The sequence below is a fragment of the Chlorogloea sp. CCALA 695 genome, from assembly GCF_003003885.1.
GTDB lineage: Bacteria > Cyanobacteriota > Cyanobacteriia > Cyanobacteriales > Chroococcidiopsidaceae > Aliterella.
In genome coordinates this window covers 1-21,819 of record NZ_PVWN01000055.1, presented here as the reverse complement: position 1 = coordinate 21,819, position 21,819 = coordinate 1, and the positions used below count along the sequence as shown (strand labels likewise).

Annotated in this window: 23 protein-coding genes and 3 pseudogenes; 8 read left to right on the top strand and 18 right to left on the bottom strand. The window is 42.5% G+C overall.

Features of this window, described 5'->3' with window-relative positions:
• Positions 1 to 2: 2 nt before the first annotated feature.
• The 4 genes from C7B70_RS20160 to C7B70_RS20145 all read right to left on the bottom strand — a co-directional run bounded on the left by C7B70_RS20160 (position 3) and on the right by C7B70_RS20145 (position 6,318).
• Positions 3 to 1,379, bottom strand: coding sequence for an NAD(P)/FAD-dependent oxidoreductase (locus C7B70_RS20160; protein WP_106370778.1), 1,377 nt, complete (start codon positions 1,377 to 1,379; stop codon positions 3 to 5).
• Positions 1,380 to 1,747: 368 nt separating this feature from the next.
• On the bottom strand, positions 1,748 to 3,943 hold the full coding sequence (locus C7B70_RS20155; RefSeq protein ID WP_106370777.1) for a glycogen debranching N-terminal domain-containing protein: 2,196 nt from the start codon (positions 3,941 to 3,943) through the stop codon (positions 1,748 to 1,750).
• A gap of 860 nt (positions 3,944 to 4,803) precedes the next feature.
• Positions 4,804 to 5,910, bottom strand: coding sequence for an alkene reductase (locus C7B70_RS20150; protein ID WP_106370776.1), 1,107 nt, complete (start codon positions 5,908 to 5,910; stop codon positions 4,804 to 4,806).
• Between the two features lie 213 nt (positions 5,911 to 6,123).
• Positions 6,124 to 6,318 (bottom strand): hypothetical protein, encoded by a 195-nt coding sequence (locus C7B70_RS20145; RefSeq protein ID WP_199192392.1) that lies wholly within the window; start codon positions 6,316 to 6,318, stop codon positions 6,124 to 6,126.
• Between the two features lie 1,331 nt (positions 6,319 to 7,649).
• Between C7B70_RS20145 and C7B70_RS20135 the strand changes: the two genes are divergently transcribed.
• From C7B70_RS20135 to C7B70_RS20125, 3 genes and pseudogenes are all read left to right on the top strand, one after another.
• A complete protein-coding gene (locus C7B70_RS20135; RefSeq protein WP_106370774.1) occupies positions 7,650 to 8,210 on the top strand; it encodes a recombinase family protein in 561 nt (186 codons plus the stop codon).
• Positions 8,211 to 8,224: 14 nt separating this feature from the next.
• Positions 8,225 to 9,872 (top strand): annotated as a pseudogene (locus tag C7B70_RS20130) (IS481 family transposase).
• A complete protein-coding gene (locus C7B70_RS20125) occupies positions 9,862 to 10,836 on the top strand; it encodes an ExeA family protein (RefSeq protein WP_106370773.1) in 975 nt (324 codons plus the stop codon). The pseudogene C7B70_RS20130 and the gene C7B70_RS20125 overlap by 11 nt, the downstream one beginning before the upstream one ends.
• A 144-nt stretch (positions 10,837 to 10,980) precedes the next feature.
• On the opposite strand, the gene C7B70_RS26495 is transcribed toward C7B70_RS20125, so the two are convergent.
• Positions 10,981 to 11,118, bottom strand: a complete 138-nt coding sequence (locus tag C7B70_RS26495; RefSeq protein WP_158260534.1) for a hypothetical protein — start codon at positions 11,116 to 11,118, stop codon at positions 10,981 to 10,983.
• Positions 11,119 to 11,549: 431 nt separating this feature from the next.
• Here C7B70_RS26495 and C7B70_RS20120 point away from each other — a divergent pair, with 431 nt between their 5' ends.
• Positions 11,550 to 11,780: a DUF262 domain-containing protein gene (locus tag C7B70_RS20120; protein ID WP_199192391.1), complete on the top strand. Its 231-nt coding sequence runs from the start codon at positions 11,550 to 11,552 to the stop codon at positions 11,778 to 11,780.
• Positions 11,781 to 11,794: 14 nt separating this feature from the next.
• Here C7B70_RS20120 and C7B70_RS27155 read toward each other — a convergent pair whose 3' ends face one another.
• The 3 genes from C7B70_RS27155 to C7B70_RS28880 are packed head-to-tail and all read right to left on the bottom strand — an operon-like array spanning position 11,795 to position 12,565.
• On the bottom strand, positions 11,795 to 12,268 hold the full coding sequence (locus C7B70_RS27155) for an IS1 family transposase (RefSeq protein ID WP_199192390.1): 474 nt from the start codon (positions 12,266 to 12,268) through the stop codon (positions 11,795 to 11,797).
• A gap of 8 nt (positions 12,269 to 12,276) precedes the next feature.
• Positions 12,277 to 12,510 (bottom strand): IS1-like element transposase, encoded by a 234-nt coding sequence (locus tag C7B70_RS27150; RefSeq protein ID WP_199192389.1) that lies wholly within the window; start codon positions 12,508 to 12,510, stop codon positions 12,277 to 12,279.
• Positions 12,467 to 12,565, bottom strand: coding sequence for an IS1 family transposase (locus C7B70_RS28880; protein WP_199192388.1), 99 nt, complete (start codon positions 12,563 to 12,565; stop codon positions 12,467 to 12,469). Before C7B70_RS28880 ends, C7B70_RS27150 begins: the two co-directional genes overlap by 44 nt.
• A gap of 91 nt (positions 12,566 to 12,656) precedes the next feature.
• On the opposite strand from C7B70_RS28880, the gene C7B70_RS20110 reads away from it, so the two are divergent.
• On the top strand, positions 12,657 to 13,205 hold the full coding sequence (locus C7B70_RS20110; protein ID WP_199192387.1) for a hypothetical protein: 549 nt from the start codon (positions 12,657 to 12,659) through the stop codon (positions 13,203 to 13,205).
• 43 nt (positions 13,206 to 13,248) lie between these two features.
• Positions 13,249 to 14,358, top strand: a complete 1,110-nt coding sequence (locus tag C7B70_RS20105; RefSeq protein ID WP_233221011.1) for a lipase — start codon at positions 13,249 to 13,251, stop codon at positions 14,356 to 14,358.
• Positions 14,359 to 14,396: 38 nt separating this feature from the next.
• On the opposite strand, the gene C7B70_RS28455 is transcribed toward C7B70_RS20105, so the two are convergent.
• Both C7B70_RS28455 and C7B70_RS27940 read right to left on the bottom strand, forming a co-directional pair.
• A complete protein-coding gene (locus C7B70_RS28455; protein WP_255409357.1) occupies positions 14,397 to 14,522 on the bottom strand; it encodes a hypothetical protein in 126 nt (41 codons plus the stop codon).
• Between the two features lie 131 nt (positions 14,523 to 14,653).
• A pseudogene (locus tag C7B70_RS27940) lies at positions 14,654 to 15,085 on the bottom strand (DDE-type integrase/transposase/recombinase).
• A gap of 220 nt (positions 15,086 to 15,305) precedes the next feature.
• Between C7B70_RS27940 and C7B70_RS20095 the strand changes: the two are divergent.
• A complete protein-coding gene (locus C7B70_RS20095) occupies positions 15,306 to 15,683 on the top strand; it encodes a hypothetical protein (RefSeq protein WP_146134104.1) in 378 nt (125 codons plus the stop codon).
• A 93-nt stretch (positions 15,684 to 15,776) separates the two neighbouring features.
• Here C7B70_RS20095 and C7B70_RS20090 read toward each other — a convergent pair whose 3' ends face one another.
• The 4 genes from C7B70_RS20090 to C7B70_RS20075 all read right to left on the bottom strand — a co-directional run bounded on the left by C7B70_RS20090 (position 15,777) and on the right by C7B70_RS20075 (position 19,216).
• The gene (locus C7B70_RS20090) at positions 15,777 to 17,225 is read right to left on the bottom strand and encodes a DUF5009 domain-containing protein (protein WP_106370770.1); all 1,449 of its coding nucleotides are present in this window, start codon (positions 17,223 to 17,225) and stop codon (positions 15,777 to 15,779) included.
• A 33-nt stretch (positions 17,226 to 17,258) separates the two neighbouring features.
• Positions 17,259 to 17,573 (bottom strand): hypothetical protein, encoded by a 315-nt coding sequence (locus tag C7B70_RS20085; RefSeq protein WP_106370769.1) that lies wholly within the window; start codon positions 17,571 to 17,573, stop codon positions 17,259 to 17,261.
• 161 nt (positions 17,574 to 17,734) lie between these two features.
• Positions 17,735 to 18,232, bottom strand: a complete 498-nt coding sequence (locus C7B70_RS20080) for a hypothetical protein (RefSeq protein WP_106370768.1) — start codon at positions 18,230 to 18,232, stop codon at positions 17,735 to 17,737.
• Between the two features lie 12 nt (positions 18,233 to 18,244).
• Positions 18,245 to 19,216, bottom strand: coding sequence for a polysaccharide deacetylase family protein (locus C7B70_RS20075; protein ID WP_199192385.1), 972 nt, complete (start codon positions 19,214 to 19,216; stop codon positions 18,245 to 18,247).
• 241 nt (positions 19,217 to 19,457) lie between these two features.
• Here C7B70_RS20075 and C7B70_RS20070 point away from each other — a divergent pair.
• Positions 19,458 to 19,841: pseudogene (locus tag C7B70_RS20070) on the top strand (transposase); the annotation flags it as partial.
• A gap of 284 nt (positions 19,842 to 20,125) precedes the next feature.
• On the opposite strand, the gene C7B70_RS20065 reads toward C7B70_RS20070, so the two are convergent.
• The 4 genes from C7B70_RS20065 to C7B70_RS20050 are packed head-to-tail and all read right to left on the bottom strand — an operon-like array spanning position 20,126 to position 21,717.
• The gene (locus C7B70_RS20065; RefSeq protein WP_106370766.1) at positions 20,126 to 20,431 is read right to left on the bottom strand and encodes a transposase; all 306 of its coding nucleotides are present in this window, start codon (positions 20,429 to 20,431) and stop codon (positions 20,126 to 20,128) included.
• A gap of 26 nt (positions 20,432 to 20,457) precedes the next feature.
• On the bottom strand, positions 20,458 to 20,829 hold the full coding sequence (locus C7B70_RS20060; RefSeq protein WP_106370765.1) for a helix-turn-helix domain-containing protein: 372 nt from the start codon (positions 20,827 to 20,829) through the stop codon (positions 20,458 to 20,460).
• 34 nt (positions 20,830 to 20,863) lie between these two features.
• Complete coding sequence (locus C7B70_RS20055; RefSeq protein WP_233221010.1) at positions 20,864 to 21,388, bottom strand: transposase; 525 nt, start codon at positions 21,386 to 21,388, stop codon at positions 20,864 to 20,866.
• 20 nt (positions 21,389 to 21,408) lie between these two features.
• Complete coding sequence (locus C7B70_RS20050; RefSeq protein ID WP_199192383.1) at positions 21,409 to 21,717, bottom strand: transposase; 309 nt, start codon at positions 21,715 to 21,717, stop codon at positions 21,409 to 21,411.
• Positions 21,718 to 21,819: the final 102 nt, after the last annotated feature.

Here is a 21,819-nt window from a genome sequence, read left to right as displayed (position 1 = left end):
CCTCACATATTTGGACAGGTGGCCATATCTTCTCCTACTAGCAGTCGTGCCAAACTAGGCAAAGCTTCCCCATAGGTAGGATGAATATGTACTGACTTTTCTAATAACTGCCAAGTCGCCCCCGCTTCCATCAAAGATATAAATACATGAACTAATTCAGCAGCTTCGTAACCTACCAGCGTCGCCCCCAGTATCTTGTCACTGTCTTGGTCTACTACCATGCGATAAAAGCCTAGATCGTGACCCCATTCGATCGCACGGGCAATATGAGCCATTGGTAGAGTAACAGCGCAGGCATTAATACCTTGCTGTTGCGCTTGTTGTAAAGTCATGCCCACTCGTCCAACTTGAGGTTCGGTGTAGGTAGCATAGCCCAACACGCGATCGCCCCGCGTCCGTTCTTCGCCACCCAAAATTGCCTTCAAGCGGCGGTAGTCTTCCCAAGATACGTGAGTAAATGCTGGCTGTCTGGCAACATCCCCAATCGCATAAACCCCGACACAAGTTGTCTGGAAGCGATCATCAATTTTGACATAACCTTGGGCATCAAGTTCAATACCGCTAGTTGGAGTTTGTAAAGCTTTGGTATTAGGTTTGCGTCCAACCGTCACTAATAAAGCTTCGGATTTAAGTTGTTGAGTGTTATCTAGTTTGAGAGTAAAAACACCATCGGTATAACTAACTTGCTCGACATTTGTTTGAAAATGAACTTGAATTCCGTCTTGTTTTAAGGCTTCCGCTAAGGTTTCGCTAACCTCGGACTCCTCTCGGTTAAGAACGCGCTCGCCGCGCACAATTATTTGAGTTTGGCTACCCAAACGAGCTAATCCTTGCCCTAGTTCCAATCCAATGTAACCGCCGCCGATTACTACTAAACGCGGCGGTAACTCTTGCAAGTCAAAGAAATTGCGATTGGTGAGATAGGGCGTACCTGCTAAACCAGAAATGGACGGAATTAGCGATGATGTACCCGTATTAATAATGATTAAAGGCGACTTCACCATTACATCATCTCCGGTGACAGTGGAGTCGCCTGTAAAGGTAGCTTCCGCACATACTACCTTCACCCCCGCATCTGCCAACCGCTTGCTGATGCCTTGATTGAAACTATGCCGAATCCCTCGCACTCGCTCCATTACGGCAGGAAAATCTACTTTTACTTGCGCGTGGATGCCTAGACTTTGTGCCTGATGCAGCCGCCCTGCAGCGTGGGCGGCTGCCAAAAAAGCCTTTGAGGGAGTACAGCCATAGTTGATACAACTGCCACCCAAGGCATCCCGTTCAAACAAAACTACACGGCGACCTTCTTTAGCTAAATCCACAGCTAAGGGTACGCCACCTTGACCGCTACCAATTACTATTACATCTGCGTTTTCCATCTACAATTACCTCTAGATAGTTTTCTGTTTAGGTTTAGAGCAAACGCATCACCACCGGACAGTTGACAATAATACCTGTCGAGCCGTATTTTATTCTCTCCTAGATCCACAGGTTTAGAACATTACCCTTTATTTCAGCAGCAAGATTTGATTCAAGGACTAAATGGTTTTTATTAGGGGACTAAAATTGGAGTCTAATCAAATGTTATTTACCGGACATGACATGACTGCCTCATCAGCCCATTACTGATTTATGCAATAAAGCCTTGTCGAAATTGATCCATGACTTGGTAATTGGACTATTTATCAATCGCTATAAGTTTAGTCTATCAATATGAAGCAAAATAACAAATCTAAGACATTACCGTTTAATGATTCGGTACCTTCCACGGCTGCCAAGCTCTGGCTTTGACTGCAATATCATTAGTAGAACCAGTTACTTCCCAGCTAGTGCGTAAAGCGGAGCTATTGCCGCTAGCTGAATCGCCTTCTTGCCAAAAACGCAAATCAAGGCTGGCATTACCGATTTTTAAGTTATGGAGCCTGAGTCCTGGCAGCCAGTGCGGTAAACAAGGATCGACATAGAGGCAATTGTTGGGCGCGTCTGCCTGAAGCCCCAAAATCGCCTGAAGTAGATGAAAGACCGAGCCAGCCGCCCATGCCTGCGGCACATTCGCATCAATGTAGGGAACGGGGAACGCGCCAGGAGTGTTTTCAATACCTGCATACACTTCAGGTAAACGATAGCTGGTAAAATAACTAGCTGCCTCAAACACTCCCCGCGCTACTTGAGCCGCTTGGGTGGCAAAGCCATAGCGTTTCAAGCCAAGCGCAATTAAGCCATTGTCATGAGGCCAAATTGAGCCACGATGATAGGAAAATGGATTGTAGCCTGCACACTGGGAAGATAGGGTACGAATTCCCCAACCGCTCCACATCTGAGGCTGTAATAGTTTTTCGACGACAGAAGTTGCTCGCTGCGGGCTGATGATACCGCTCCAGAGACAGTGACCTACATTCGATGAGATCGTTTGTACGGGCTGCTTATCTGGATCGAGAGCTAGAGCATAAAAGCCAATTTCCTCGCACCAAAACTGAGCTTCAAATTGCCCTTGTAACTTAGCGGCTTTTGCCCGTAGTTTTGTAGAGTGATCGCTTTCATCTAGCGCGTCAAACACTTCAGCCATTCGCATCCAGGCATCAAACACATACCCTTGAAGTTCGCATAATGCTTTGGGTGCTTTAACTTGTCGCCCATCAGGATAAACGATCGCATCGCCAGAATCTTTCCAACTTTGATTTTCGATGCCGGAGGACGATCTCGTTTGGTATTCTTGCAAACCATCACCATCTAAATCGCCGTAATTATCAATCCAATCTAAACAGCGCAGCGCCGTATCTCGATATTGTTCTAAAATCGAGCGATCGCCTGACCACTTCCAAGTTTCGTGTAGCACGATCAAAAATAACGGTGTGGTATCGGCAGCACCATAGTAAGGTGTATGCGGAATTTTGTGAAAGTGGGCTAGTTCACCATTTCTAAGTTCATGAAGAATGCGACCAGGTTGAGCATCTCGCCAGTCATCGCAGACCGTTGCTTGCAGCCCAGCGAGTTGCTTCAACGTGCCGAGTGCAAACCCAGAATGAACAAGCATCGTTTGTAAGCTGGCAATCAAACTGTCGCGCCCAAAAAGGCTTACAAATTTAGGAACGCCTGCCGCAGGCAGCCAGGTATCTGGATCGGTATTGTAATCGTACAGGCGCAGAGCGCTGATGTCTGCAATCGATTGACGGTAAACACGATAGACTTCTTCATTAGCAACAGTTAGTTCTGTTGCTGTTTCTTGCCATTGCTGTTGCCGCCAGTTGACTTCGCGATTGACTTCAGTATTTATTGCTTGCTCATAGCACATAGACATCGGTTCGCGGCGGCGATCTCCTTCGACTAAAATATAATTCCCGCAGGTATGCCAGTTTTCCCCTGGTTGCAGCGTAATTGCGAACGAAATACGACCATTGGCATAAACTGGAGGTGAGGAATAGCGGTACGGTTGATAAATCAGACTGCGGGAAAAATCCTGGTTGGTATATTGCGAATGCAGTTCGTGACGTGCTTCATCCCAACGGGTAGTAATGCTGCCGCGTCGAATGTGCTGGTGGGCTTGTACTTCAAATATATCGGCAAAATCCGAGCGTAACAAAATTTCCAGGTTAAAGCGGACTTGCGACAAGCCGTAGTTGGTCAAGTCAAGGTCTTCGTGAATGCCGCCTTCCACAGTGCGGCTAATCGTCAGCGACAATGTACCTTGAGCAATTGTGCCGTCATCGGTGATGAATTCTGGATTAGTGAGATACACCCGTGCGGCGTAGTAGCTAGTGGTGGTTGAGCGCAGCAGTACCCAGTTATTGCCATCGACATAGCAGGCATAGTGACTGAGAAACCGGGTGTCGTCTGCAAAAATTCCTAAGTAACCTTCTTGCTCTATACGTCCATCTAACGCTGTCACCATAAAGGTGCTGCTATAATTAATAGTCAAAAAAGGCGGGCCAACTGTAATTTGCATCGTTTATAGTAAGAAGTTATTCACATCGTTCGTAGGCGGAATACTTAGCCATAGGTAAAAGTGCGATCGCATTCTGAAAATTAATCATTTTTGATAGCTATTTGTTTATTTACCTATACTTTTCCGTTACATATTATATTATTCTCTCTTTACTGGGGCAGTTAAAGCGAAGCTGACATGAGTGCTATAAGTATAGAAAGTTACCATTAAACTCAAAATACTGGTATGTATGTCTTGAGAAAGACTGAATCCTACGGCTACCATTTTAATGTTGTAAGGGTTAAAAGCATACAATTTGTGTAGTCTGAGTACCGAGTGGGCAGCAAGATGTAAGTCTGATGCTGTGCGGGGTGAATGTTAACGTACAAATAAGTATGAAGCAAAAGTAGCGGAGGTTTACGTAGAGTTAGGAACAGTTTTTCGACTTGACCCTTGGCAGTTGTCACGGGTGCTTCCAATGGCATCGGCTACAAACTTGCCAAACAGTTTGTCCAAAATAGGGTTGTGCTGCAAAAAAATCTCTAATCGCAACAACATTCAGCTATTGACAACCTCATTATGTATGTAGCGTCTTGATAAATTTTTAAACACTAAATATAGAGCGTAATTGTCAACAGTTATGTGTTCTTGCAATTGAGAGAAAATTTTGCAATACAACCAGCTTTTTTACCTTCTAAAATGAATTATTCCTAATCTAACACCGCACCTGACCTGAGCGTTATATGGGAAAAGGATGCGGCGAACAGCTTCGTCGAAGCCGCTTTTGAGCGTTATCACTTGCAAAATTAGGATGCACCCCGTAAAACATCTTCACTCAAGAGTCTCCATCTGAGGAAGTGTTTTCAATTAAGCTTGAGCATTTAAGATTCTTGATAAGTAGGAAAATCAACGTAACCTTCTTTATCAAAGGAATACCAAATACTTGGATCGGCGGGTGGATTTAAAGGCCAATTATTAGCAAAGCGCTCAACTAAATCAGGATTGCTAATTAAAGGTCGCCCAAAAGCAACTAAGTCAGCATAATTATCCGATAGTGCTGCTTCTGCTGTTTCTTGTGTATAGCCACAGTTAGCTATGAGTGTACCTGTAAACATACCGCGAAATTCAGCTAATACCATCGGCTCTCCCAACTCGTGAAAGCCAAATCCCAGTCCATCTACTATGTGTAAGTAAGCCAGATCGTAAGTGTTCAACTGCTGTGCAACATAAAGAAAGGTTTCCCGAAAATCCTTAGAACCCATGTCGTTGAAATTACCGTTTGGAGACAGTCGAATTCCTACTCGGCTAGCGGGCCATACTGTCAGGATAGCCTCTACAATTTCTTTAAGAAAACGATACCGATTCTCTAAGCCACCGCCGTATTGGTCTAGACGCTGGTTCGTCTTAGATTGCAAAAACTGATCGATTAAATAGCCGTTAGCTGCGTGAATCTCTACCCCATCAAAGCCAGCATTTTTCGCTCGTTGAGCAGCAGAACGATAATCTTCTACCACTAAAGGGATTTCGTGCGTTTCTAAAGGTCGGGGTGTTTCATAAGGTTGTTTGCCAATAGGAGTGTAGATGTACTCTGCCTGAAGTTTGACAGCAGAAGCGGAAACTGGCAGTTGACCATTTTCCTGAAAACTACTGTGACTCGCTCGACCCATGTGCCAAAGCTGTAGAAAAAACGGCGTTCCTTTAGCATGAACTGCATCTACAACCTGCTTCCAGGCTTGCGCTTGCTCATCTGAATAAATACCAGGGCTATTTAACCAACCATTAGCCTGTTTCGAGATCACCGTAGCTTCCGCAATCATCAGACCAACGGTTGCCCGTTGAGCGTAATATTCCGCCATCAGAGAGTTTGGCATCCGCTCCTCGCCTGCGCGAGCGCGGGTTAAGGGAGGCATTACTACTCTGTTTTTAAGGGTTAAATCTCCTACTTTAAAAGGGCTAAGTATGATTATAGACATCGGTTGAGTAGTCATTCGTTTGTTGTTTCCAAGTGCAGTTGTGTTGCAAAAACTTTGTGAGAACAGAGAAATTTTGTGGCAGTAGTCCGTACTATGCAACCACTTCAAAGCTTTGGTTGATGAGAAAAACTCTTAGCAATCCTTTTAGTGTACTGAATTGAACCGCACTTCAATAATCTTACCCACTAAAGAACTATCGGTTTGGGAAATGACACTCACATCCTCATCCTAAAACACAAGCTTTTGCCGTATATCAGTCACAAACACTTTAAAGTTGCGATCACTATCAATCAATGCCAGAAATTCGCGTCCATATTTCTGAGCAAGTTTTTGACACTGCATTTGATCCCGTTTCCTTAGCGCTCGTACTTCTGTCTCTAACTGGGTAATACGTTTTCTAAGAGGCTGGGTGCGGTCGCTCATTCTATTCGGGGTGGATAAGCTCGAAGCTACTGTAAGGGGCAACATAACTCAAAACATCGACTGTGTAAAGGTTACAAAACTTGAAAACTGAGTTTTCACAAAAGTAAGTTCAAACATTGTAAAACTTAGGTGCAAACGGCAAAGTTGACGTAATCGTATTAAGCATATAAATCGTTATAAGCCAGTCTCTGTAGGTTCTTTCACGATTAGCCAGCGCTCCAGACTAGGGGCAATCTCAATTTCTGAAAGCTGCAAAATTTCCGATATTGCCCCCTTATAGCAGCTTCGTTACATCTACCTCAACGCAGTCTTAATACGTCTGTACCTCGTTCGGTAGATGTATTTGTTGAGTAAATACTGTGATTTCTCAGAAAAATTATAATCATTTGATTAGTACAACTCAATTTGGAGGCATTTGAAACTGTGAATAGCTTACTAGAGGCAATCCTGCGCGACTGTTTACCAGCTATGTAGAATGATTGCTAAACCCTTGAACACAAAGAAAACAAAATGAACAATCAGATTAGTAAATTTAAATAGTTAATCACAGGTGAACCTATGTCTCAAACAAGCGCTACTGAATTTTTAGCAAGTGCAAAACAAAATAGTAATCTTCGAGAAAAACTTTAGGCAGCGCTGGATCTTAACCGTTGTATAGAGATTGCTAACAACGCAGGCTTTAATTCCACGCTTTTTAAAGTTGCAGACTGAATTGGGTCAACTCTCGAATGAAGCCGTTGCAGAACTCATAAATCCTGGCGTTTACCCACGCCAGCACATTAACCCCCAATAGTTTTGAAGCATTCACCCCATAACTGTCAAGTTATTCAACTAATCAGTGAAGCTGAAGCTACTGCATCATTTGACGCAGGTGCGAAATTAATTGAGGTGCGCGCCAGTGCAGCGCCTGAATTGGAGGTTTTAGTAGATCGTCACCTAATAATATCTGCCTTATCAAATTTGGTTCAAAACGCTATTAAGTTCACAAAATTAGGTTGGATAGTTGTAGCGACCCGATATTATAATCGCTTCGACCCGAAATCATCGCGTTTTTGAGACCCCATTAAACGAGAATAAGTAGGTGGTTGAGACCGCATTAACAGAGAATAGAACCAGATTAAATGACACTAGACTGAAATCATAAATTTCAGACCAGATTAACTGAGAATAAAAGTTGAGGAGAAATCAGTAAAGAAAACGGACATTTTTATTACTGAGGTTGGATAAGCCTTAGCACAACGAAAAGCTGTCATTTCATCGGGCAAGAAACTTAGTAAATGTATTAATTGCAGGATATGCTTGAGGAATACGAGTTTATTTACTTCTTCGCGATGCTAATTGGTTATGCCCGTGTGTCAACAGACGATCAAAAGTTAAATCTGCAACAGGACGCTTTGCGGGCTGCGGGGTGCGAACAGATTTTTGAGGATTATTTCAGTGGAGTCAAAACTGCCCGTCCTGGTTTAACTTCAACTTTAGAAGCAGCTAGAGCAGGGGACACTTTAATAGTGTGGCGATTAGATCGTTTAGGCAGGTCACTCAAAGACTTAATTGAGTTAACAGAAACCCTAAAGGGGCGCTCGATTGGACTGCATAGCCTGCAAGAATCGATTAATACCACCTCAAGTAGTGGACAGTTAGTATTTCACTTGTTTGGGGCATTGGCAGAGTTTGAACGCAACTTAATCCGCGAAAGAACCCAAGCGGGATTAGCCGCCGCCAGAGCTAGAGGACGCAAAGGTGGAAGACCCAAAGCCTTAGATCCTAACAAACGACAACTGGCAGTTAAACTCTACAACGACCGTCAATACTCAATAGACGAAATCTGCCAGATGATGGGCATCTCCAAACCAACCCTCTACAACTATGTAGCCGAGGGGCAAACCAAATAATGCCCCGTCAACAAATTCCAGATTTCGCCCTAGTTAGTTTACGTCAACGATTGGATACTTTGCCTAGTCGCTGTTCGGAGCGGCGACAATTAATTGCCCAAACCGTTAACCTATACGGAATTTCTAGTGTGACGCTATATCGGTTACTGCAAGAGCATTCCCGACCAAAATCCCTCCGGCGTGCGGACCGAGGTTAGCCGCGCAAACTTTCCTAAGCAGAGATGGAAAAATACTGTGAAATAATTGCCGCCTTTAAAATTCGCACCAGTAATAAGAAAGGTCGGCATATCTCAACCTCACGAGCTATCGAATTATTGGAAGAGCATTTACGTCAATACCCCTGATGGCTTTGTCCAACCTAATAAGGGCATCCTCACTAAAACCACCGTAAATCGCTATCTCAAAGCATGGGGCTACGGCACAGAAAGGATAACTAGACAACCGCCATCAGTTAGGTTTCAAGCAGACGACAGTAATGACTGCTGGCACTTTGACCTTAGCCCCTCAGACTTAAAACATATCAAACAACCAGCCTGGGTTGAACCCAATCGTGGCAATCCACTCCTGATGCTTTACAGCATCGTCGATGACCGCAGTGGAATGTGCTATCAGGAATATCACTGCGTCTATGGAGAAGATGTAGAAGCTGCACTACGGTTTTTATTTAATGCCATGACAGCTAAAACCGATTCTCACTCACTTTTTCAAGGTATTCCAGCCACAATTTATGCCGACAACGGACCAATCTCCAAAAGTCAGGTGTTCCAAAATGTCTTGTCCTGCTTGGGCATCAAATTGATGACCCATATGCCTAAAGGTAGCGATGGTCGGCGAGTAACTGCCCGCTCTAAAGGCAAAGTCGAAAGACCCTTTCGCACAGTCAAAGAAGCTCACGAAACCCTTTACCATTTCCATCAACCGGAGACAGAATTAGAAGCAAACCAGTGGCTCCATAAATATTTAGTTAACTATAATGACCAACCCCATCGGTCAGAACCTCATTCACGAATGGAAGACTGGCTACAGAATATCCCCAAGGATGGACTGCGTGCCATGTGCAATTGGGAGCGGTTCTGTACTTTTGCCCGTGAACCACAACGACGGAAAGTTGGGGGTGATGCCAGGGTCTCGGTTGAAGGAGTGGCTTATGAAGTAGACCCAGACCTAGCAGGTGAAACAGTAATTCTTTGGTGGGGATTATTTGATAACGAACTATATGTGGAGTGTGATGAACAGCGTTATGGACCTTATTATCCAGTGGATGGGCCCATTCCGTTACATCGATACCGAAAATTTAAAAAAAGCCGCACGCAAGAACGAGCCGACCGAATTGCAGTGTTGGCAAAGCAACTAGATTTACCTCTCTCAGCCCTTACAGGAAACATGAATTTACATTTCGTGGTCGATGATTTCCTCCCTCAAACCCTAGTCATAAATCCATTTCAAGATCCCGACCCCTATCAAGAATTTACCTACCCGACAGCCTTGATGGCAAAGCGGGTCATTGCTGATTATTTGGGTCAGCCCTTAGCAAAACTCGACCTTGAGCAACGGGATTTCATTAGCGCCCTAGTGGAGGAGACTTTGACCAAAAAGGTAATTATGGAGCGAGTGCGACAGTATTTCCATTTTCCAGAACGAGGGGGAGCAAATGCTGACTGAAGTAATGGCACATTTTGGCTTAATTAAGGAGTTGCGACAAGCAGGTTACTACGAGACGGCTGCCCAAAAACAGATGTTTCAGGAACTTAAGGTTGCGGCTTCTTCAGGTCAGTTAATCGCTCTAACCGGAGTTATCGGCTGTGGGAAGACCACTATACTACGACGATTGTTTGCGGTTTTAGCTAAAGAAAACAAGATTCGTGTCTCCAAGTCACTTTCCGTTGATAAAAACCGCGCTACCCTTGCAACGTTGATTGCTGCCCTCTTTTATGATTTGTCGCCCGATGATAAGGAAATCAAAATTCCTTCTCTTGGGGAAAAGCGAGAGCGAGAATTACGCGACTTGATTAAGAAAGGGAAAAAACCTGTCGCCTTGTTTGTTGACGAGGCTCATGACCTGCATAGTAGTACCCTAACTGGATTGAAACGTTTAATTGAAGTGATTTCAAATGGGGAGGGGTCTCTTTCAGTAATCTTGGCGGGGCATCCAAAATTAAAAAATGATTTACGCCGCCCTACGATGGAAGAAATTGGCTATCGGGCGACGATCTTCTCCTTAGAAGGGATGGCAGGTAATCAAGGAGAATACATTACTTGGTTAATTGATGCCTGCGCGCATGAAGGAACTAAATTGTCTGAGGTGCTGACGGTAGAAGCGATTGAACTATTGAGCGAGCGATTGCGAACACCACTGCAAATTGAACAGCATTTAATGTTGGCAATGGAGGTAGCTTATCATGTTGAAGAGAAGCCTGTTACTGGCGCAATTGTAGAATCGGTACTGTCAAAACAAATCGATGAACTAGAGCCGAAGTTAACCCGGCATGGCTACGACGTGCGAGGTTTAGCAGAACAGTTTAACGCGAAACCCACGGAAATTAAGTTGCTTTTTCGTGGTCAGCTTGACGCGGCACGAACCAAGGAGTTAACTGACCAAATGCTGACCGCAGGTTTACCATTTTAAGGTAATTAATTGGCTTTAGTCATGTACTTTTATTCTCAGTTAATCTGGTCTGAGATTTATGATTTCAGTCTGTTGTCGTTTAATGTGGTTCTATTCTCTGTTAATACGGTCTCAACTACCTACTTATTCTCGTTTAATGTGGTCTCAAAAACGCGATGATTTGGGGTCGGGGTGATTATGATTTCGGGTCGCTACAGCTACTCGCTCCATATAGGGTATCAACCCATGAGCCAAGAGTGAGTGCATTTCCAAATCGTCTAGTTTTGTTGGGTCGCTAGCCATGCCTGTTTTTCAAGCTAATTTACTGTTGTATTACCATAACTGAAGACGAGCCGAGTGTCATTAGATAATCTTTGGCGTAGCTTTCGTCTGTCTGCTACGGTTTGGAACCACCTAAAGCTTGGAACGCAGGCTCTATAAGCTTCTATGGCGGTCATCATCAACAGATTCTATACCTTACTGTAAATAGTTAGATATCATTGCTTACTGGATAAATGTTTTACTTCAAAATCAGTGCCACTTTAGAGCGTTTAGGCAAAGCCCGCGCTACAAGATCGCAGTAGAGCTAAAAATTTGTAGAGGGATCGTGTAACAAAGTTATTTGATTTGGGAACAATTTAGTTAGGCAATTCTGGAAGCGACATCGCATTAGGGATTAACTAGAAAGTATTAGCTGAATAGCAAACAGGTAAAATGGCATAGGAAATAACAAAGTGAGAGAAATTCTTGGTGAGGCTAAAACAATTCGTCAACTTCTGAGCGGAAATAAATACTCCATTGATTATTACCAGAGGGAGTACAAATGGCAAACCAAACAGGTTCAAGAACTTTTGGAAGATTTAGCAGACAAATTCCTTAACGACTTTGAACCAACCCATGAACGAATAGCTATTGAAAGCTATGGGCATTATTTTTTAGGTTCAATTATCGGAGATGTTGTATAGGTGTTGATAAAGCATTAAATTGACAAGCCAAACTCATAGCGGTTAATGAACAGTCCAATTACAAGATCATGCATGAAAACCGTCTTGGAAAAACAAATTGTTCTCCGTGCTAAACGTTTAATTCGTGTTCGTAAATTTAGATGCTTGTTTTCTATTTTTTGGGTATTTTGCTTACCAATTTCATGATTCGATGTATCTAGATGACGTTTATATGCCCCCCAGTCATCAGTGTAAAAGCGGCTAACCCCAAAAGGTATCAAAAGTGCTTTTAACTGAAGAAAAGCTCCACCAGAACGAGCGCCAAAGACGTAAGCTAAAATTTTGCCGCTCCTGCGCTCAATTGCGTGCCACAACCACCTTTGATGAGCTTTATTTCCCACAAAGCTCCACATTTCATCTAACTCAGACTCTCTCTTTAATTCTGCTTCATCTAGTCTAACTAGGCAAATATCAACAACGACTGATTCGCAGTTCAGTTGTTTTAACACTAATAAATTTACTTGTTGCAGTTGCGGTTTCTTTTTTTTAACTCTTTGATCACAGTGCTATTACTAATATGCAATACTCTCGCTGTATCTCCAATACCACTGCCATTAAGTGCCATGTCTACAATCTGTTCTTTTACTTTTCTAGACTGACCTGAATAAGAATAATCTGAAAGAAATGTTCGACCACTACAAGGCTTTTCAAGGGCATTGGTAGCGTTGCTTTCCTTGAGAAGTTTTGCCATTCTTCACAATATCTACTCCCTGACAGTAAGGACAATGCAATACTTGTGTAATCATCGCTACTCTTTATACAGTTGATGCTACTATTTCCCTAGTTAAAGACTAGCATATCAGCACCTATATAACATTTGCGGAAATAGTTGAAACGATGACAGAGGACAGGCAAGAAGACTTAACCAGGTTTTTCAGAGAATCGTCCAATCCGAATTTAGAGGATTCTTTCTACGAATCGCTTATAGCTGGCATTCAAATCGTGGCTCAGCATAACTGCAAGGTTCGTAACATTATTCTAGACTATGCTTTGGGAGCCTCTGTGATTGGGCTAATTCCCATTCCAAGATTGTTCCTGCTTCAAATTCTCGCTGTGCTGATTTTGATTATCAAGATGAGGCGGCATATCCGTGCGCTGTGGGGATTTCCGAAAGGACATGATATCTTAGCGATCATTAGCAATTGGTTCGGTAGTTTGGGTTGCTTGGCGATCGCGCTAATGGCGTGGTTAACGATGCTTGTGATTGGGCTATTTGTGCCGTTTGTAGACAGCTTGGCGCGGGCAGCTGCCTTTGCAACGCTCACCTGGGCACAAGGACAGGTCACGAATCAGTTTTACTTTGGGAGTAAACGGCTGGATCACCTTGTATTTAGAAGATCGCAGCAACCCGCTCAACCTCGAAACCGGAGACCTGATCATGGTTAAGTTCAAGCGCCGACAAGTCTTATTCGCGGGTGTTACGGCTGGAGTGACCGCATCGCTCACAGCAGACTACTGGGGCAATCAACGCGATCGCCAGCGGCAGGCGGAGCTAGAAACGTTGGCAGAAGCACAACGCAATCCAGATAGCTTGCTTCAGCAGGCGTTTCAACAAGATGTCACCACTGCCAAAGAACTTCGCAAGATTAACGCTGCTTTACGTCTGACATCGCCGAAAATTCCCTATAGCCGCAAGCATTCCAAATTACTGATCGAGTGCAGCAAGTTAGCCACACAACAATACCTGAAGGGCAAAATTGATCCTGCCTACGATGGCACATTGACCTCGCTGCCTGCCTATCGGTCTAACCTTGATCGCTACCGATTGATTGCTGTCTTTAAGGGAGTAGAAGAGGAAATTGAAGAAACCGTCGATGTAAATGTGCCTGTCGCCTTAGATCCAGTATACCAGCAAGTTGAATACACGGAAGCGACGGTTCAAAAGACGCTTCGAGAGGCAGTGAAGCTCAAGCGCAAAATCCCAGTTTTCTTTGGATTTGTCTTAAGTTCAGACACCGATAGCTTAATCGTGTTCCGGGGAACCCAGCGAACTGTAGAGTGGATTGACGATTTGACTGCGCTGCAACGCGATTATCCGGGTGCCGACGCTAAACAGTCTTATGGCAAAATTCATCAAGGTTTTTGGGATGTTTATCAGCAAATCCTAACGCCCCTACCGACGACCGTTGCCCAACAATTAAATCCATCGCGTCCTTGTTTTATTGGTGGACATAGTTTGGGCGGACCACTTGCCATCTTAGCGGCGATCGAGATTGCCTTGAAGGTGCCTCGCCTGCGATCGCAGCTTCAACTTTATAGCTATGCGAGTCCGCGAGTTGGAGATCCAGCGTTTGCTGAGTTGCATAGTCGCCTGATTCCGAACAGTTATCGAGTCGTCAATTTGGCTGATACGATTCCGCTTGTGCCACCCACGAAATTAGACGGTACCTATGTGCATATTGGGCAGGAATGGGCGTTTCTTTCCCAAAATGGGGATGTCTTGCCGAATCATGTCGTCGATACCTATCGAAACGCGATCGAGCGAGAATTAGAGAGCTATGGCGCAAAAACCTATCAAAATCTGTTGCGCGATATTTAGGATAAAGTCTATTGATGTAAGAAGGGTTACTTTATTATTCAACCTCTTTGTGGTAGGGTAATTTCATCAATTTGGGGTAAACCTAGCGAAGCTGCTGTGAGGGGCAACTTAACTTGAAACATCGATTGGATAAAGGTTACAGAACTTAAAAACTGAGCCTTCACAAAGGTACTCTGTATTATAAGACTTAGGTACAAACGGCAAAATTAATGTAATCGTATTAAGCAGGTAATTGTTATAAGCCAGTCTCCGTAGTTGTTTCATGATTGGTTAGCACTCCATACGTGCGACAGCCTCAATTACTGAAAGCTGCAAAATTTCCGATGTTGCCCCTCGTAGCAGCTTCGCTAGGTTTACCCCTATAAATAGCTCTCAATGTCTTACGGAAAAACCGTTTTGCCGCTTTTGCATCTTGCTTCGCTGTGAGCAGAAAGTCTAGGGTGTTTCCTTGTGAATCTACGGCTCAGTATAAATATTTCTGTTTGCCTTTGACTAAAATATATGTTTCGTTTACCCGCCACGAGTCATTTGTTTAACGCAAGTGTGACCTCAAGCGCCAATCTATTTCTAGGCTATATTCCTGTACCCAACGGTAAATCGTTGTATGGTCTACTTCCATTCCCCTTCCGTTTACCATTTTTAGGCATCTTTCGGGGAGAATCCTTCTTCCCGAAAATGCCGCACTACTTGGCGGTCTTGAAAGCGGATAACTAAAATACCAACGCATACAACGCAGGATGATTTCGGACTGATAGTGCCGCCACTTGAAGGGGGATTTAGAATTCGTCAGAGACAGGCAGAATTATTTTCTCTAGTGGAAATATTTCAGCTTACTATTTCTTGCAACACAACCTCGTTTCCTAACCATAACCCTTTTTCCACATCCTGTGAAAAGTCAGATATCAGATTGGTATCACTTGTATAAGAAACTACGCGAACAGATGTTAATGATTGCTATCAATAAGCTAGAAAAATCAAAACATTTAAAGTTTATTGTTCCTCAATTATGGCAGGGCAAGGCTGCTATTGCCCTAGAGTTTTCAAAACATCAAGTGAGCATCAAAAATCAAGACAAGTGGCGGGAGTTGATTGGCTATTTAAAGAAACATCAACAAAAAATTATTAACTATAACCACTGCAATCAAATGGGTAAGAATATTGGGAGTGAGCGGGTACTAAAGGGAGTAGATTTAACAGTTGGACAGTGGCAAAAGAATAAGGAAATGAGTTGGCGACCTTTAGGTAGTAAAGCTCTGTGTCTACTCAAGGTAGCTAAATTCAACGGTCAGTGGCAGCACTTATGGCTACCGCCCCAAGCTACCTAACCAACAAAAAATTTACAGTGGAAAATCAAGGACATATCTATATTTTTTCAGCAGATCTTGGCAACACAAACCTGATTCTCAATTAATATGGTTTTAAGTTTTTAAAAACAGTTTAAACCTAGAAAAAAAGCTTACAATGCAGCCAAGAGTCAACGTATACACTAACCCTCTAAGAAATCCCTTTTCTGGAGTAGAAGTCATCTCTAAAATGAGGGGGTTCCATCCAGTTAGGACTAAAATTGGCCCGAGTAAATTAGCAAATCCCATGTAGGCAATCATCGGGTTTAGTCCATTATCAATTAAAAGTTGTAACCAGACCTTCTGAGAAAATATATCTATAATTATTGTCAAAGCAATTAATAGCAAAATAGCCATTCCAGTCGTAACAAAATAGTAACTTAAGGTCGACGAATCTTTCTTTATACCATTTTCATAAGGCTCAATTAGTAAACCAAGAACTAACCAATAAAATCCCCAATGGTAAAGACGGCTGAGTAATTTTTCCGTTGCATTGTTAGGCTTGTTGAATAAAAGTAATCCGAATAAACTAAGGACCATAACAAGTAACGTTGTCTGCCATATCCATCTAGCTTGTAATCCAGTCAGCAGAATAAAATTAAGTATTAACATCAAGACTGTAATACTGAAAAAACGAAACGTTTTCCAGGTATCTTTGCTTGTATTTTCTAGGGAGGAAGACTGTAGCCACGAGCTAATTAAATCGCCAATGATAGTACCGGGAATGACAATAAACAAATACTTTAAATAATCAAATCTGAAAATCCAGGGTATAGGAGATGATGCCCAAATTGATTCAATCCATCCATCAGTAGTAGAGGACAATCGCAAAGCTAGTAATAAGCTCAATAGTCCAATGCGTAACCACAAGTTGGAGCGGGTAAACAACCAAATGATTGAGCCAAAAACTACCATATTGGCAAGAACAACCAGGATAATATCGCTGCGATTAAGAGAAAATCCGCTCCCGTCCGAATAATGTAGTTGAAGAATGTAGAGAATGCCGATACTCCAGACAACGAGCATTGTTATTTCGCGCACCCAGGGAGACCAAGAGCCTGGCAAACGTAAGAACATGAAAAAGATCACAAAAAATCCAAACAAGGCAATCCATAATGTTTGTGGTGTTGGGTTCGGATTGATTGTCAACGGTCGAATATGCTGAAGGAATAGGGCTAATAATCCTAACAGGAATCCTCTTTGCAGAATAAATAAAAAAATTCTTTTTGTATTCCATCCTGTTGCGAGGCGACGAGATAGCGCCAGTGGGATAGCTGCTCCCATTGAAAACAAGAATAAGGGAAAGACAACATCGACCCAAGTTAATCCAGGTATATTAGGATTGAATGCGTGAGTAGGTGGTGGTAGTTGAGCATGATACATCCAGGCGGGCAAAGTATTACGGGGTATAACACCTGATAAGACCATCGCTAAAATTGCAAATCCTCGTAGCGCATCTAATGCATCAGCACGTTTTTTTGGAGCTGCGGACGTATCTTTACTTTCACTTACTTTTTGTGCCATGAGTCTGAAGGTTTAGATGCATTTCCTCTAAATTCACTCTAAGTTCAATAGTAATACGCCAACTATTACCATAATAAACATACCAAGAAGGAATGAAATGTCTGCTATCAATTCAATTTTTATATTATTGGTTCTGCTTATTGAAATATACGATAGAAAGCCAGCAGAAATGAATAAAAATGCATCAAAAGCAAGAAGCTCTTCTGCATAAGTTTTCGTTGCAAAATTGGTTATTTTTACAAGTGTAATAACTGTTACACAAACTCCAATCATAGTTGAAGATGCTGGCAGTATTTCGTAGGACAATTCTTTTTGACTTTGGCTTTGATTATACTTTATGATTTTCATACTTTAATCTAGCTAAATAATGACAAACACGTATATTTAAGCTAAAATAACTTTAAAACTCTTAAAAAGCAAAAATGTAAAAATCAGAGTATTTATTCTATAAAACCACATCTTGTTTAGCATAAAATTTAGGTAGGTTTACTCTGGGCTTCTAGTGGGTGTTAGCGAGTAGGTTTTGTAGTTTTTTGCAGGATGATTTGGATATCGTTTACTCTACTATAGATCCGGCTCAATATTCCGCTCTGGCTGGGGAAAAATTGAATCAGTTCGTAAGTGATTACTGCTCCCACTATCGCTGCAACTAGGATTACAGGTATCAGCGGAGGATGTTTAAATGTATTTAAGTTCTGCGTTGGATGAGCGATCGCCTGATTAATTATTTGGATTTGCTCTGTTTGGGTATTAACCATTTTTTCCAGACTAGCAATTCTTTCAACTAAAATTACTAGGGTTGATTCTAAAGGAGCCAGTTGACTCAAATTAGTATTTAATTCATCTAAAGGTGGGGTAAAATCTGGATTCGGTTCTGGCTTCCCCTTTATCTCTAGCTGCAACTCCTTTAACCTCTTGGGTAATGGTTCTATAACTTCCGCTAAAGTGAGCAAGCTTTGTGCTAGATTATTGCTCATTGATTCTTTTTGAACATTTAGCTCATCCATTGATTTATCTCCTTAGTGTTGGGAATTAGCCCCTCCGTCTTGAGCTTTAAGATGCAATTCAGCTTCAGTTTCCTTCAAAAAAAGTGATTCAAAGCGTGCCGAACCATCTGCCATATTTTTCAGTTTTTCGACGGAAATAAGTGAGTCAATAGTCAAGCGTGGGATTCTATACCTGTTAATTCCACCACCTAATTTAGACTTTAGATTTTGCCCCAACCGAAAGATTGCATCATTGTATAAGTATCCTGATAAAAAGTATTGAGCAGCAGCTTGATCAACCTGCTCGTTATCAGCACCAAACGGGTAGGCTACATGAAGAGCAACTGTTTTATTTCGATCTAAGGTTCCAATACACTTTCTTAATGTAACTTGATCTTCAGAAAGTTCATGGTTCAAATCTTGAGTAGAAAGAGTTGGCAATTTTTTATGATTTACTGTGTGAGATTGAATGTCAAAAAATTCTTTTCTAAATCCTTCTCTCAATTCTTCGCAACTCGCATGCTCTAAAAATATTCCGCGCTTACCCATATAGCCAGAGTTAACAAATAAGATTACCTTAATTTTTCGCTTATACTTGCTTTCAAGGTTTTCTAGAATTGGGAGTAACTTGGTATACATACTCTTGTAGCCATCATCAAAAGCGAGCACAACTGGCTTTTGGTTCTGATGTTTAAATGGGAGCGGCTGTTTGAGACTGGCTATAAAATATTGATAAAGTTCTTGAGCAGTGAGAGTCCAATAGTTCTCCCGCGCTAAATAATCTAAGAAGTTTTCTAAGTCTTGCTTGGGATACTCTAGTCCAAATTGTTCTCGCTGTAGCTGTCTTTCATTTGGATTTTGAGGATCGTAAATGTCGTGAAATCCAAAAATTGGTACTCCGACTACTGAAACTTCCGGGATGAGTAGGCTAATACTGACAAGAACAAGTAAAGTCATCGCCGCGATCGCCAGGAGTTTCTTCCACCTACCAAATACTGTCTTCATTTGACTTTACTCAAGGGACAAAAATTTGTTATTTAACATCGGGAAATGAGTAATCGATATTTACAATAGCACCATAATAACTAGGATACTGGAATTTAGACTAAATCGAGATAAAAGCGGTTAGCCAGGTTATATTGCAAAAAATGGTAGTCTGAAATAATCCCGCTAGAAAAAATAATTTTGCCTGCCTCTAATGAATTCATTTTCCCCGTTTAAGTAGAGGCACTATCAGCCCGAAGTCATTTTACTAGGCGTGCGTTGGTATCTTAGTTATCCCTTCTCCTCTCGACAAGTAGTACGGCATCTTGCGGGGAGAATTATTCTTCCCACAAGATGCCTGGAAATGGTAAGCGACAGAGGGTGGACAATTCATCACACAACAATTTACCGTTGGGTACAGGAGTATAGTCCAGAAATAGACAAACGCAGCCGACTTTACCTGAAGCCAATCAATGACTCTTGGCGCGTTGATGAGACATACATTAAGGTCAAAGGGAAAGACAGGTATTTGTATCTGTATCAGGCAGTAGATTCACAAGGAAACACCCTAGACTTTCTGCTCATAGCGAAGCGAGACGCTTTGGCGGCAAAACGCTTCTTCTGTAAAACGTTGAAAGCCATTCATACTTGGTATCTTCCGCCCTACTCGGGGTAGATATAGCGAAGCTGCTATGAGGGGCAATATCGGAGATTTTGCCGCTTTCAGTAATTGAGGCTGCCGCACGTGTGGAGCGTTAACCAATCGTGAAAGAACTCACGGAGACTGGCTTATAACGATTTATCTGCTTGATGCGATTGCGTCCATTTTGCCGTTTGCACTTGAGTCCTATAATACCTGAGCTTTTGTGAAAGCTTAGTTTTCAAGTTCTGGAACCTTTACACAGTCAATATTTTGAGTTATCTTGCCCCTTACAGTAGCTTCGCTAGGTTTACCCCTAGTAGCTTCTCTAAAGACTCAAAAAAACTCTCTCCATTACCATTATCTACAAAAAAGCTCAAGTTTTTTCTATCATGATAACGTAGCCCACTCATCACATTTATTCGCCCTCGGCTACGAATACCTGTCACTTTTTGTCTCTTTCCTCGAAGTGTCCAGCCCTTACGTCGTATTACCCTTAAACTGAAACCAGTCTCGTCCCAAAACCATACCTGAAAACCCTCTGGTGCTACAACTCCAGCTTTTAGATAAGTTTCTACTTTCTCCCAAAATATCATTCTTTCTGCCGGATTTTGCTTAGACTTTAGGCTGTACTTTGCCCAGATATAAACGTAGTTTTTTTTTGCAATATTCGACTAATTTGTTTGCTACTAAACTTAATTCCTGTCTGTTGTTCTAGACAAGTCGATAATCTTTCCCCCGTCCATCTGCCAAATTCATAACCTAATTCCTTCGGCGGGAGTTCAACAGTTTCTAGTAATAGTTCAATATATTGCTCTGTAGCTTTTCGGTAGTTACCTTGCTCTCTTTTATCTTTTAAACTATCTAAATTATCCGCATCTCCATGCACACACCAGTGCGCTACCGTTCGATATCTACAACTAATGAAAATAGCAATCTCTTCGTAGGTCTTACCATCATTTTGGAGTAACAGAATTAGGGCGTGTTCTCTCAATCTTGGAGAATCGCTATAGAACCCATTTGATATCTTAAGAGGAGGCTGCAAGCCGCTTGAGCATTAGCCGGACAAAGCAGAGGTTGATCTTGGTCGTGGCATGAGACAGCGTTCGCTCAAAGTTCTTAACCAGACTCTTACACCGCTCCATCCAAGCATTCGACCGCTCAATCACCCATCGAGCAACCGCCGGGACAAAGCCCGATTTCCCTTGCGCCGCCTTCTCCTGTTTTGAGGGTTTAGTTGAAAGCTCAAACCTGATTTTCGTCATGATCTGGGGATACATCTGCTCCAACTCCTCAATCAAATAGTCAATGTGATACCCGTGGTCTAGCAAGATGGTGATTTTGGGAATATTAACGGGTTTTGACTTGAAGTAGTCGATGTGAAGTGTCAACATCTCAATCAGTTCCACATCATCGGAAACGTTAGCTTTGGTGCAATGAGTAAAGAAGGGAAAGCCAAGCGTATCAACGGCGAGATGCCTTTTGATGCCATTGGTTGATTTGTAAAAACAGTATCCTTTTGACTCTACACTTGCATTGCAAGTATTCTTCACTGCTTGCGAGTCAATAATGATTAAGGTCGTCCATTTCGGCTTTTTTTCACCTGTTGTCGTGCTTGTTGATGTAAGGTGTGCATCAGTTCTTCAATTACTCCTGCGGTTCGCCACTGCTTGTAGTGCCAATAGACAGTTGAGTAGGGAGGCAAGTCTTTGGGTAAGTCACACCAGTGGCATCCATTCTTGAGTTGATAGAGGATGCCATCAACGATCTCTCGCTTTGTCCAGTTAGAAGGGCGTGTCCGCTTCTTTTTGGGTAATAGCTGGAGCAACAGGGGTTCAAGGATTGCCCATTCTTCATCCGTGAGGCTGCTGGAATACGGCATAAGGACTAGATTCAAAAGATGTTAGTAAGTAGGTAGACACAATTAATTACACAAAGCAGGGAGAAATTAACTAAACTAGCACTCGTTGTTAATTGGAGATGG